The 12,666-nt window shown below is 65.0% G+C and carries 13 protein-coding genes; 5 read left to right on the top strand and 8 right to left on the bottom strand.

What is annotated here, in order from left to right:
- Positions 1-32: 32 nt before the first annotated feature.
- On the bottom strand, positions 33-662 hold the full coding sequence (locus ACFI9K_RS22865) for a lipocalin family protein (protein ID WP_462665626.1): 630 nt from the start codon (positions 660-662) through the stop codon (positions 33-35).
- Complete coding sequence (locus tag ACFI9K_RS22860; protein WP_462665646.1) at positions 662-2,665, bottom strand: MMPL family transporter; 2,004 nt, start codon at positions 2,663-2,665, stop codon at positions 662-664. The genes ACFI9K_RS22865 and ACFI9K_RS22860 overlap by 1 nt, the downstream gene beginning before the upstream one ends.
- A 208-nt stretch (positions 2,666-2,873) precedes the next feature.
- On the opposite strand from ACFI9K_RS22860, the gene ACFI9K_RS22855 reads away from it, so the two are divergent.
- Both ACFI9K_RS22855 and ACFI9K_RS22850 read left to right on the top strand, forming a co-directional pair.
- The gene (locus ACFI9K_RS22855; RefSeq protein WP_462665625.1) at positions 2,874-3,353 is read left to right on the top strand and encodes a MarR family winged helix-turn-helix transcriptional regulator; all 480 of its coding nucleotides are present in this window, start codon (positions 2,874-2,876) and stop codon (positions 3,351-3,353) included.
- Between the two features lie 215 nt (positions 3,354-3,568).
- On the top strand, positions 3,569-3,967 hold the full coding sequence (locus ACFI9K_RS22850; protein WP_462665624.1) for an STAS domain-containing protein: 399 nt from the start codon (positions 3,569-3,571) through the stop codon (positions 3,965-3,967).
- Positions 3,968-4,137: 170 nt separating this feature from the next.
- Here ACFI9K_RS22850 and ACFI9K_RS22845 read toward each other — a convergent pair whose 3' ends face one another.
- From ACFI9K_RS22845 to pruA, 3 genes are all read right to left on the bottom strand, one after another.
- Positions 4,138-4,326, bottom strand: a complete 189-nt coding sequence (locus ACFI9K_RS22845) for a hypothetical protein (protein WP_462665623.1) — start codon at positions 4,324-4,326, stop codon at positions 4,138-4,140.
- Between the two features lie 83 nt (positions 4,327-4,409).
- Positions 4,410-5,354, bottom strand: a complete 945-nt coding sequence (locus tag ACFI9K_RS22840; RefSeq protein WP_462665622.1) for a proline dehydrogenase family protein — start codon at positions 5,352-5,354, stop codon at positions 4,410-4,412.
- Positions 5,351-7,000, bottom strand: a complete 1,650-nt coding sequence (pruA, locus tag ACFI9K_RS22835; protein ID WP_462665621.1) for an L-glutamate gamma-semialdehyde dehydrogenase — start codon at positions 6,998-7,000, stop codon at positions 5,351-5,353. Before pruA ends, ACFI9K_RS22840 begins: the two co-directional genes overlap by 4 nt.
- A gap of 99 nt (positions 7,001-7,099) precedes the next feature.
- Here pruA and ACFI9K_RS22830 point away from each other — a divergent pair, with 99 nt between their 5' ends.
- Positions 7,100-8,671, top strand: coding sequence for a PucR family transcriptional regulator (locus ACFI9K_RS22830; protein ID WP_462665620.1), 1,572 nt, complete (start codon positions 7,100-7,102; stop codon positions 8,669-8,671).
- 42 nt (positions 8,672-8,713) lie between these two features.
- Here ACFI9K_RS22830 and ACFI9K_RS22825 read toward each other — a convergent pair whose 3' ends face one another.
- Both ACFI9K_RS22825 and ACFI9K_RS22820 read right to left on the bottom strand, forming a co-directional pair.
- Positions 8,714-9,325, bottom strand: a complete 612-nt coding sequence (locus ACFI9K_RS22825; protein ID WP_462665619.1) for a histidine phosphatase family protein — start codon at positions 9,323-9,325, stop codon at positions 8,714-8,716.
- Entirely contained in the window at positions 9,322-10,518 is a 1,197-nt protein-coding gene (locus tag ACFI9K_RS22820; RefSeq protein ID WP_462665618.1) for a PEP/pyruvate-binding domain-containing protein, read from the bottom strand. Before ACFI9K_RS22820 ends, ACFI9K_RS22825 begins: the two co-directional genes overlap by 4 nt.
- A 73-nt stretch (positions 10,519-10,591) precedes the next feature.
- Between ACFI9K_RS22820 and ACFI9K_RS22815 the strand changes: the two genes are divergently transcribed.
- Both ACFI9K_RS22815 and ACFI9K_RS22810 read left to right on the top strand, forming a co-directional pair.
- Positions 10,592-10,987: a hypothetical protein gene (locus tag ACFI9K_RS22815; protein ID WP_462665617.1), complete on the top strand. Its 396-nt coding sequence runs from the start codon at positions 10,592-10,594 to the stop codon at positions 10,985-10,987.
- Entirely contained in the window at positions 10,984-11,643 is a 660-nt protein-coding gene (locus ACFI9K_RS22810; RefSeq protein ID WP_462665616.1) for a hypothetical protein, read from the top strand. Before ACFI9K_RS22815 ends, ACFI9K_RS22810 begins: the two co-directional genes overlap by 4 nt.
- Here the strand turns inward: ACFI9K_RS22810 and ACFI9K_RS22805 are convergent.
- Complete coding sequence (locus ACFI9K_RS22805) at positions 11,631-12,653, bottom strand: LacI family DNA-binding transcriptional regulator (protein WP_462665615.1); 1,023 nt, start codon at positions 12,651-12,653, stop codon at positions 11,631-11,633. The two genes, ACFI9K_RS22810 and ACFI9K_RS22805, sit on opposite strands and share 13 nt — an antisense overlap.
- Between the last annotated feature and the right edge of the window lie 13 nt (positions 12,654-12,666).

Genomic DNA, 12,666 nt, shown 5'->3' with positions numbered 1-12,666 from the left:
AGGGCGCTCGACCGCATCAGTGCCGCAGGTACTTACACCGTCGAGAGCTGCTGAATCGTTGTCGCGCCGCCGGGGGTGGGCGTCGTGGTGATGAAGTTCGAGTCGTAACCCAGCGATTCGACGACTCCGCGGATCTGGCGGAACTGGTCGACGCTGACGTCGGGCGTGCGCTTGAGCACGAATCCGGACGTGCGGTTGGGGCTTCCGACGAACGCCCAGGAGTAGTCGTCGGCGATGTAGGCGACGATGTAGTTGGTCGGTCCGTCGAGGCTCTCCTGGGTGGGGACACCCGGGAAGCTCACGTGCAGTTGAGCTTTCGTCACGGCGTCGTTCACCCGCGCGTTGCCGAGGATGCGGTTCTGGCCGCCGTTCCACATGGTGCACGTGTTCTCGACGCGAACGTTCGAGTCGTCGATCTTCTGGTAGTTGGCCTGGGTGTCACGTGCGCACATCAGGTTGAACGGCTGCGGCACCGCCGCAACCTGGTTCCAGGTGCCGAGGTAGCGGTCGAGGTCCAGCGACGGGACAGGGGCCAGTGGATCGAGGCCCACCGATCCCAGAGGGCCGACCGGTTGTGCCTGCGCCGGGGCGGCAGCGAGCAGCGCGCCTGCGGCGAATACCCCGGCAATTGCGGTGCGGCCCAGTGCGGTACGGATCTTCATCAATTCACTCCTTGTGTTGCGGTTGCGGTTGCGGTCTGGCCTGAATCGATTGTGTTCGGCCACCAGATCTTCGGGCCGATGAGCGTGAACAGGGCGGGAATGACGACTGTACGCACCACGAAGGTATCGAGCAGAATGCCGAGACCGACGATGATGCCCAGTTGGGTGAGGGTGATGAGCGGCAGTACGCCGAGTACGCAGAATACTGCTGCCAGAACGATTCCCGCGCTGGTGATGACTCCGCCGGTGGCCGATACCGCCCGCACGATGGCAGCTCTGGTGCCGTGCCGCGGCGTCTCCTCGCGGGTGCGCGTGACCAGGAAGATGGTGTAGTCCACTCCCAGAGCAACGAGGAACAGGAACGCGAACAGCGGAGTGTTGTCGTCGAGTGCGGGGAAGCCGAAGATGTGCAGGCTCACCCAGCTCCCGATACCGATGGCGGCCACTGCACTCAATACCGTTGTCGCGACCAGGATCACCGGTGCGACGACCGCTCGGAGAAGAATCAGTAGTACGGCGAGTACCACCGCGAGGATCGCGGGAATCACCACGAGACGGTCACGAGCCGCGGCGTCGGTGGTGTCGAGCGCCTTGGCGTCACTGCCGCCCACTCGGGCGTCGTCCACCCCGGCGAGTGCCGAGCGGAGGCTGTCCACGACGGTGAAGGACGTCTCGGATGCCGGAGCCGCGTCGGTGACCACCGAGAGCCGGGTCAGTCCGGTATCGGAATCTGCGACACGATCTACCGAGACGACCCCGTCGGTGCCCTCGACTATGCCGATGACCTCATCGATGCTCGCGGTGGGCGCGACTATCGTCGTCGGATCGGCAGAGCCGGCCGGAAAGTGTTGCGAGAGAGTGTCGAAACCTTCGACCGACTCGGCGGTCACCCGGAACTGCTCGGTCTGCGAGAGGCCGATCTGCGTGCCGAACAGGGCTGCACAGCACGCCAGTAGCACGACGATGGTGACCGAGGCTGTGGCCACCGGGCGTCGCGAGACGCCGGCTGCGATCGAATGCCAGACGCCTTCGGTGGTGGTGTCCCGATCCGATTGTTTGGGGGCGAACGGCCAGAACAGCTTCGGGCCGCACAGCGCCAGCAGTGGCGGTAGTACGAACAGGACGAACACCGCAGCGACGACGAGGCCGGCGGCGGCCAGCGCACCCAGGCTTCGGGTGCTCGGCAGTATCGCCAGCAGCAGTGTGAGCAGAGCGAGCACGACGGTTGCGTTGCTGGCCACGATGGCCGGACCGGCTTGCCGCACGGCGTGGCGTAGGGCGAGGCGGTGGTCGGACTCGCGGCGCAGTTCTTCGCGGTATCTGGAAATCAACAGCAGGGCGTAGTTGGTGCCGGCTCCGAACACCAGCACGCTGGTGATTCCCGACGTCGACCCGTCGAAAGAGAGGCCGGTGACCTGGGCCAGGGCGGTGCCGACGGTGGTGGCGAACCGGTCTGCGAAACCGATGACCAGTAGCGGAACCAGCCACAGGATGGGTGACCGGTACGTCACGATGAGAAGCACGGCCACCACGAGCGCGGTGACGGCGAGCAGAGTGAAGTTGGCACCGGAGAACGAGTTGGCGATGTCGGCACCGAACGCGGGGCCTCCGGTGACCTGAGCTTGCAGGTCCGAGGGAAGATCCCTTGTCGCGGCAGCTCGCAGGTCGGAGATCAGGTCGTTGAGCGTGAAGCCCGACAACGAGGAGTCGACCTGAACGAGCGCGATCGCGGCTTTGCCGTCGGGGGCCACGATCGGAGGAGGTCCCGGTTCGTCGGGCACCGAGCGGTCGACGGCCAGCAGCCTGTTCTGTGCGGCGGCGGCCGCCTCGATATCGGCCGGGGTCAGATCTGCTCCGTCGGGACGGTTCAGAACCAGGATCACCGGGGCGGTATCGGAGTCCGGGAACTGGGTCAGCAGCTGGTCTACCTGGTAGGACTCCGCGGACGTCGGCAACGAATTCGGTGACTGGCCGGCCGAATCGTTGCTTCCGACGAGGCCCATCACGGCGGCGGACAGCACCAGGATCGCCAGCGCGATCGCCCACGATCGACGGTGCGTCACTGCTGCGGCGATGCGGTCCCAGACGGTGTTGTTCTCGGTTCGTGTGCTGTCCACGTTGAAAACAATCTCATTTACTTAGATATTAAGCAACTGAACCGGTTGTGGGCAGTAGTCTGACGATGACCGCAGCGAAGGAGTTGCCACCGCCATGACCGACCGAAACCATCTCGAATCCGCGATATCCGCGGATCTGCGAGCGCTGTCTTCGGTGTCCGAACAGATCGGCCAGGTCTTCGGGGCTCTGCACAGCTTGCGGCCCAACGACTTTCGCGCCCTGCTGCACGTGATGGTCGCGGACGTGGAAGGTGCGCCCCTCACCGCAGGTGAACTCGGTGCCATGTTGGGGCTCTCGTCTGCGGCCATGACCTACCTCGTCGAGCGCATGATCGCCTCGGGTCACATACGGCGTGAATCCGATGCCTCCGACAGGCGAAAGGTGATTCTGCGGTACGACGAGCACGGGATGGAAGTCGCCCGAGGGTTCTTCGGGCCCCTCGGAATGCGCACCAGCGCCGCCTTGGCGGACCTTCCCGATGCCGACCTGGCGGCCGCGCATCGCGTGTTCGAATCACTCATCGGTGCCATGCGAGAACACCACGCCGACCTGGGTGAGCGCAGCCGTACGTAGCGGGCGCGCCCGTTGCGATGTTCGAACGGCTGGTGGGCGGCCTACTCGAACCGATGCTGGACTCGAGGCGTGCGAGTGCCGTAAGGTTGGCCGTGGTTGAGCTAACAGCCGGTCACGGGGAAACGCAGCGAATGTGGCGTCCGGGTCAGGCATCTATTTGCTCCCGCTGCGTCTATCGGTTTCCCCCTCAGTTCGACCGATCGATGGGATCTGCCATGAGTGTTGAATCTTCAGGCAACAAAGTTCGAACCACCCCGGCGTCCGTCGCGGAGAAGTCCGTGTCCGTCGCAGCAACCGGAGCCATCTTCACCGCGCACGATGGTGCCGACGGCTCACTCGTCGTCGCCGTTCACGGCGACATCGATATGCGTAGTGCGCCGATGTTCTCCGATTTCGTCTGCAGCCGCGTGTCCAGCAAACGGCACGTCACCCTCGACCTGTCCGATGTCGATTTTTTCGGAATCGCAGGTCTCACAGTTTTCGATGCAGTCCACGACTACACAGCCGGCATCGGCGCGTCATGGTCTGTCGTAGCGGGTCGCTCCGTCTCGCGTTTGCTCCAGGTCGCAGATCTCGAATCCACGATTCCGACATCTCGCCCTCCGAGCGACTAGAAGCACCGAGCGACTGGAAGAACTCCGGCGACTTACGCCGCGACAAGAGGTGGGCAGCTCCGTCACAGGGGCTGCCCACTGTTCGTTCCGCGCGATCTCACCGCGGACGACCCTGCTCGACGGCACAGCCGAAGTGCAGGATCGTCCGACGCTGATCCGGTGCACGTGAATCAGTCTTTCGTGCCCTCGGAATCGCTGAAGAACGCCCACTCGCCGTCGTGCTCCACTTCCAGACGCCAGCCCAACTCTTCGTTGTCTGCGCGGCTGTCCTTGAACCAGTCGTATGCATCCTCGGAGTTGGGGATGTCCTTGGTCTCGACGACGGTTCCGTGCGGATCGATAACTCTGTAATTTGCCATGACGCCGGGATGCCCCGATGTCGCGCAACCTAATCCAGCCGCGCTCGAGCACTCCGCCGGCATCCGTGGTCGGCGGTGACCCCTTACGTTCGCGACATCAGCGAACGCGCGAAGAACATCAGGTTGGCCGGACGCTCGGCGAGCCTACGCATGAAGTAGCCGTACCACTGTTTTCCGTACGGTACGTACACCCGAACGTGCCGATCGGCGTCGACGAGGCGTCGCTGCTCCTGATCGCGGATGCCGTAGAGCATCTGGAACTCGAAGTCCTCGGACGACCTGCCCGCGGCCGACGCGAACTTTTCCGCCGCGGCGATCATCTCCGGGTCGTGTGAGGCCACCATCGGATAGCCGCGGCCGTTCATCAAGACCTTCAGGCACCGGAGGTAGGAGTCGGACACCTCCCGCGCACCCTGGAACGCCACCGACGGCGGTTCGTTGTACGCGCCCTTGCACAGTCGAATTCGAGACCGCGGTCCGGACAACTCCGCGCAGTCCGCCTCGGTGCGCCTCAGGTACGCCTGCAACACCGTGCCCAGATCGGGAAAGTCGACGCGGAGTTCCCGGACGATCGACAGAGTGGAATCGGTGGTCGTATGGTCCTCGGCGTCGACCGTCACCCACACCCCGGCCGCTGCGGCCGCGAGGCAAATCTTCCTCGCGTTCTCCAGCGCGAGATCGCGATCGATTCCTTGACCGAGCGCCGAGAGCTTGAGTGAGACCTCCAGCGCGTTGGTGTCACTCCGGCGGGACGAAAAGCGTTCTATCAGAGACAGATACGACTCGACGGTGGCGCTCGCCTGAGCCCGGTCGGTGGTGTCCTCGCCGAGGTAGTCCACGGACACGAACCGCCCCGACGCCAGTAGGTCGTCGACAGCGGTGACAACCGCGGGCTCCGATTCTCCCGCCACGAAGCGGTCGACGAGAGATCGGGTGGCACGTAACCGTGTCACGGTGGCCTGCAACTTCGGTGACCGTGCTGCCGCCAGCAATGCGGGGCGCAACGGATTGCTCAATACGGTGGTCATCGCGTGCCCTCGCCTTCCTGATGCGGGTAACCGTGGGTGGTCGGTGGAACGAACGTTTCCTTCACCGTGCGGGCCGAGGTCCAGCGCAGCAGGTTCTGCGGTGAGCCGGCCTTGTCGTTGGTTCCCGACGCGCGGGCACCACCGAACGGTTGCTGGCCCACCACTGCGCCGGTCGGCTTGTCGTTGACGTAGAAGTTTCCTGCTGCGAATCGCAGTGCAGCATGGGCCTGTTCGACGGCAGTGCGGTCGGTGGCGATGACGGCACCGGTCAGTGCGTACTTCGATCCGGTGTCGACGGCGCGCAGTGTGTCCGCGTACGCGTCGGGCTTGCTGTCGTCGTAGACGTGGACGGCAAGGATCGGCCCGAAGTACTCGGTGGTGAAGGCCTCGTCGGTAGGGTCGTCGCCGAGCAGAACGGTCGGGGAGACGAAGTAGCCTTCGGAGTCGTCGCACGTTCCGCCGGCGGCAATGGTCAGGCTGGGTACGGACTTTGCTCGATCGAGCGCAGCGGCGTTGCGGTCGAACGCCTTTCGGTCGATGACGGCTCCGCCGTAGTTCGACAGATCGGTGATGTCACCGTATTTCAACGCCGATACCTGCTCGATGAACGTCTCGCCCATCCGCGACCACAACGACTTCGGAACGAAGGCCCGAGATGCCGCCGAGCACTTCTGACCCTGGAAGTCGAAGGCACCACGAATCATGGCCGTGGTCAACACGTCCGGATCGGCCGAGCTGTGTGCGACGACGAAGTCCTTGCCACCGGTCTCGCCGACGAGCCGCGGGTACGAGTGGTAGTTCGAGATGTTGTTGCCCACTTCGCGCCACAGCGTCTGGAAGGTGGCGGTGGAGCCGGTGAAGTGGATGCCGGCCAGACGCGGATCGGCCAGGGCCACTTCGGACACCATCGGACCGTCGCCGAGAACGAGGTTGATCACCCCCGGTGGCAGGCCGGCAGCCTCGAGCAGCTGCAGCGTCAGATACGCGGCGACGGCCTGGGTGGGCGACGGCTTCCACAACACCGTATTGCCCATCAGGGCGGGTGCCGTGGGGAGATTACCGGCGATGGCGGTGAAATTGAACGGTGTGATCGCGTAGACGAATCCTTCGAGCGGGCGATATTCGACGCGATTCCACACGCCCGGGGCGGACACCGGCTGATCGGCGAGAATCTGTCGAGCGAACGCGACGTTGAATCGCCAGAAGTCGATCAGCTCGCACGGAGCGTCGATCTCGGCCTGATAGGCCGACTTGGACTGGCCGAGCATCGTTGCCGCAGCGATTCTTTCGCGCCAGGGGCCGGACAGTAGATCGGCTGCTCGCAGGAACACGGCTGCGCGCTCGTCGAAGGGGAGGTCACGCCACATCGGGGCAGCAGCGCTCGCGGCGTCGATCGCGTCGCGCACATCCTGATGGCCGGCACCGGCGTAGCTACCGATGATGGACGAGTGCCGGTGCGGCTCGACGACATTCTCGACGGCACCGTCGGCGACGCGGTGAATCCCGCCGATGACCTGGTGGATCTCGACCGGTGAGGTGCGAAGCTCGGTCAAACGGGTTCGCAGGCGAGCACGTTCGGCGCTGCCCGGTGCGTAGGTGTTGACCGGCTCGTTGGTGGGGGTGGGAACCGATGTGACGGCGTCCATGGCTGCTCCTCGTCTTCGCTGTGTGATGGCCATTGAAGTCCGGTTCGGGGGCCGTTGGATCAGCTCATCGGCCAGAGAATCCGTGGTCTACTTGTCCACATGGCCAATGCGGTGTCCTTGCGATCACTCCTGACGTCTCTGCACAGTGCTGTCGTCGAACTGGTCGTCGCGCCCGCGGGCATCGACATGACCATCGAGTCCGTGGCGTTGCTCGACGCCGACGACGTGCGTCTGCCGCCCGGAGCGTCGGCCGATGTGACGCTGCTGGTGGGGGTCACCGAGGCAGACGTGATTCGGTGGTTCGACGATCTCGCTCTGCGCGCCGCGACAGATCGGCCGCGCGCGGTGTTGACCAAGGTGGCCGACTCCGCTGCGCTGACTCACGGTGCGCGTGAGACCGGTATCGCCTTGATTGCCGTCCACCGACAGACCCGCTGGGAGCTGCTGCTGTCGATGACGCGGGGAGTTCTGGACCAGGTGCGGACGCACAACCCGGACGACGGGACCTTCGGAGCCGACACCGACCTGTACCAACTGGCGCAGACGGTGGCGTCCCTGACGAAGGGAATGGTGAGCATCGAGGACGAGCGCTCGCACGTGTTGGCGTACTCCGCATCGGACGACGCTGCCGACGAGTTGAGGACGCTGTCGATCCTCGGGCGTGAAGGCCCGGCAGACTACCTACGCAAGCTGCACGAGCGTGGAGTGTTCGATCGTCTCCGGCGCACCGACGACGTCATCGACGTCCCCGCCGATCACGACCTCGACATTCGGCGACGCCTGGCCGTCGGGATACGCCGAATCTCCGGGAGTCCGACGACCCTCGGGACGATCTGGGTGCAGGAAGGTGCCACCCCTCTCGCCGACGAAGCCGACGGAGTTCTGCGGGGTGCCTCGGCCGTAGCGGCCCGCTTGATCACCCGCATCGCGAACGCCCCGACCAACGAAACCCTGCAGATCCAGCGTCTGCTCGGAGCCAGAGGAGGGGGTGTGGACGTCCCGTCGCTGGCGTCCGCGCTGTCGATTCCCACCACTGGATCGTCGGCGATCGTCGGATTCGCTGCGTGCGGAGATTTCGACATCGGCGCACTGGCTCCGGCGATCCGATTGCACGCCAGCGCCTTTCGTCGCGATTCGCTGGTCACCACCATCGGCGAGAGAATCTACGCTCTGTTTCCCGGGGTGGCGTCGGGCACGGGGATCTCGGGGTGGACCGCGGACGCCGTGGGTCGAATCGAGACGCGAACATCGTTGGCTCTCCGCGCCGCCGTGGCCGCACCGATCGCCGACCTGGACGGCGTGGCCGTGGCGAGATTCGAGGTGGATCGCGTACTCGACGCCACCACCGGCGAGGTACGCGTCACCACGCTCGCAGAATCGAGAACCTCTGTGCTGCTGGGAGAAATACTCGAACTGATCGGTAATCACGAGCAGCTGCGAGACCCTCGCATCGCCGCGCTCGACCGTTACGACGCCGCCAACGACTCGCGCATGAGGGAGAGTCTCGAGACGTATCTGAGGTGCTTCGGCGACGTTCGGTCCGCGGCCGCGCGGTTGCACGTGCACCCGAACACCCTGCGCTACCGCATCCGGCGAGTCGAACAAATCCTCGACCTCGAGCTGACCGATTCCGACGCCCGTCTGCTCGTCGAGCTGCAGCTGCGCATGTGAGCGGGGTCGATGCTGCACTCGGGAGCAGTCACCCGATTCGGCTCACGGCCGGATCGAGGACGGAAAACCGGTCCACTGCAATTGTTTCGGCAGGTGACTCATGTCGTTGAACATGACAACGCTCGGCGGTAGCCCGGTGCGGTATTCGATGACGGTCAGTGCGGTGTTGGCACTGTCGATGCCGAGCCACCGAACGGGCGGTGCGCCCAGCGCGTGCCTGATGAACCAGGCGATCGGGTACGCGTGGGTGACGAGAAGCTCGTGGGTGTCGTTCCTCGACTCCGCCGAATCGGGGGTCGACGCGAAGCGCCTGATCATGTCCTCGGCCGTATCGGCACCGCGCGACGCATCGTCGGAGTTCCAGCCGTCGAAGAACGGAATCCAGGCCGCGGGTGTCTCGTTCGGTGCGGGCACGTAGGGGACGTTGTCGATGAGTTCGTCGGATTCGATCACGGGGATACGAGACCGACGACGGCGCACGATCTCGTGTGCTGTGTCCGCAGCACGTGGCAGTGGGGAATGCCAGAGAACGTCGAGCGGGATGCGGCGCAGGCGCTCACCGAGGAGGCCGGCTTGTTCGCGTCCGACATCGGTGAGTCGGCCGAAGGCATCGGCGTCTCCGTGACGAGCGAGGTACACGTATCGGGTCGTCATACGGTGGTGATCGTTCCTTCCTGCCCGTCGATACGGACGATGACGTTGTCGCGCAATCGATCCGTTGCGTTCGTGACTCCGAGGACCGCCGGGATGCGCAATTCGCGAGCGACGATCGCGGCATGGGACAAGACGCCTCCGGTTTCGGTCACCACGCCCCGCGCAGCTCGCAGCAGAGGTGTCCAGGCGGGATCGGTGTGAGGACAGACGAGGATGTCGCCGCGCTGTACTCGAGAGAAATCGCTGGGGCCGTGAATGATTCGTGCAGTTCCCGTTGCGCGACCGGCACTACCCGGTGTGCCGGTGAGGATGGTGGAGGAGACGAATTCTCGCTCGGAAGTGGCGGTACGGCGCATCGTGTGGTGCACGGGGAGTACAGCTGTGACCGGCCTGGCCTGCACGATCCAGACACGACCCCCTGCAATGCACCATTCGATGTCCTGCGGTCCACCGAGGAGGTCGGCGACCTCTGCTCCGAGTTGGGCCAGCCGCACTGCGGTCGGGTCGTCGAGTGTCGACCTGGTGCGGTCCGAGGACGTGACGTTGCTGGTGATCAACGTCGTCCCGCGGCGATCGGCTCGAATTCGCTTGTCCGCGAAGATCGACGCGGTAATTCCGCCATCACCGATGCGGTACCGGTCGGGGGTGACGGTTCCGCCGACGACCGGCAGACCGAGTCCCCACGCTGCTTCGATATCGGTGACCCCGCCGGGTGTCGACGGGGTGAACATGACCCCCGAGATGTCGGCGTCGACGAGCCGCTGAACGATGACCGCCATCGCGCCGGGGCCGGGCGAGGCGGACCGGTGTCGTGACAGGTTCTCGCGGTAGCCCTGTGCGCGTTCGGAGTTCAGAGACATCCAGCAGGCCTGCACCGCGTTCACGATCGGCTCGGTGCCCTGTATGCCCAGGAAGCTCTCGTGCTGGCCCGCAGCCGATGCCGCCGAACCGTCCTCGCTGTCGGCGGACGAGCGCACCGCCAGAGGTGCACGGCCGAACCTTTCGAGCCAGTCGGCGATGTCGTCGTTCAACGACGTCACCACTGTTCGGTGATCGTGTGCCGCTGCCCGATACGTACGGAACGGAACGACAACACCGTCCGGCACAGGGTGATTCGCCCGCAGGAGAATTCCGAGTGCACGAGCTTTCCCGCCGCAGTCGGACAGCGTTGCGTCTGCAAGTTTCACGAGCATCTCGACTACCCTTCGACCGACCAGCCATCAACAAAATGTTGACAGCTTCCTTTCGATATTGCAGGCTTCGATCATGGAACGCAAGCGTGACGCCGCGGAACCGTCGAATCCAGCGCACCAGGACGCCGAGCGCGAACAGCAGGCAACGAAGCACCTTCTCGGTCTCGGTGCGGGCGATCTCGATGCCCGCCCCTGGCGCCCCGAGCCTGCGCCACCGACTGCGGTCGACCTCGCCCACTTCGCGCTCTGGCGTTCGGCCGAGCTCGCTCCGGACGCCGTCATCAGTGCCCTGACTCTTCTGCCCGCCGCCCGCGCGGAAGTGGACGGTCTCGAATCGGGTCTATTGTTCGCTGCCCGCAGCGCCGGTCTGACCTGGTCGCAGATCGCAGAAGCAATGGGATTCAACTCCAAACAGGCATGTCAGCAGCACTACGCTCGGCTCACGACACGCGACTCGGCCGATTCGTGACTGCCGCTTCGTCTCCCGAGCTTCTGGTCCTGCATTCCGTTCGCATACTGGGGTTCGCCGATACAGTTGCGGTTGCACGCCGCTGCGGCGTCGACATCGCACAGGCGGAGGAAATACTCCTCGACGCGCAGGCATCCGGATGGATTCAACGGTCCGAGTTCGCGGACATTCGTGGTTGGTCGCTCACGGAGTCGGGGCGGGCGGTGAACGAACACCAACTGCGCGAGGAGCTCGAAACGACGGGGCACACCGGAGTGGTGCGCGATGTCTATCGCAGTTTCGTGCCGCTGAACGAACGTCTGCTGCGAGCGTGCACCGAGTGGCAACTGCGGCCGGCAGATACGAACAGACTCACCGTCAACGACCACAGTGACCCGGGATGGGATCGGCGGATCCTCGACGAGCTGGTGTCCATAGGAAGTTCGTTGAATCCGCTCGTGGACCGACTGAAATCGGCTCTCGCGCGTTTCGCCGGCTACGACACTCGATTCGGTGCTGCATCGACACTCGCGTGCGCCGGGGAACACGGTCGGGTGGACGGCTCCGATGTCGATTCGTGCCACAAGATTTGGTTCGAGCTCCACGAGGACCTCATCGCGACACTCGGTATCGATCGCCGATCCGAACCGGGCGGCGACGACAGTCAGCGATTCTGATACCCCTGTGCGGGTCCGGTGCTGGACCTGACGATCAGGCGCGGCTCGATGCTCGAGCGTCGGGTGCTTCGGTTCCCGGTGTCGATCTGCTTCAGCAGAATCTCGACACTGCGGACGCCGACTTCGCTGAATTCCTGGCGGATGGTCGTCAAGGGAGGAGAGAAGAACTCGGCGTCGGGAACGTCGTCGAATCCGATGACGCTGACGTCCTGCGGGACGCGTCTACCGCGTACCTCGAGTGCTCGGAGTACCCCGAGCGCCATGGCGTCGTTGGCGGCGAATACTGCGCTGACGCCCGCGGTTCGGGACAGATCGGTTCCGGCGGTAAAGCCCGATTTCGCGGTCCAATCGCCGCTGAGGGTGGGCGGCGGTTCGATGCCCGCGTCCTCGTGGGCCAGCCGCCAGCCGGTCACGCGGTCGGCGGCCTCGTACCACCCGAGCGGTCCGGCAACGTGCCACACCGCCCGGTGCCCGAGGCCGAGCAGATGTGCGGTGGCGGCCCGGGCACCGGCGATCTGGTCGACCGAGACCACGGCCAGATCGCCTGCGGGAGAACCTTCGACGGCTACCAGCGGCAGCTCGTTGGCGAGGTCTGCGATGTCGCCGCCGTCGGTTCGCAGAGGTGCGATGACGATGACACCGTCCACGCCCTGCTTCTGCAACCTGCGAACACAGGTGATGATGGCCGACTCGTCGAACGAGGTGGGAACGCCGACCACGACGGAGTAGCCCGCCTCTCGCGCGGCGGACTCGACGCTGTAGAGCGTCGACACCGGACCGTAGAGCGCATTACCGGTTCCGACGATTCCGATGGTGCTGCTGCGGCCGGTGACCAGTGCGCGAGCGGCAGTGTTGGGTCGATAGCCGAGTTGCGAGATCGCCTCGTGCACCCTCGTTCTGGTCGCCTCGGTCACGTTGGGGTGGCCGTTGATGACGCGAGAGACGGTCTGGTGGGACACCCCGGCGAGCCGTGCGACGTCGGTCATGGCCGGTCCGCGGGTCCGCGTCATCTTTCCGTAGCTC

The organism is Rhodococcus sp. PSi06 (genome assembly GCF_054960675.1).
The sequence above is the reverse complement of the archived record's forward strand: the minus strand, read 5'-3'. Positions and strand labels throughout refer to the sequence as shown.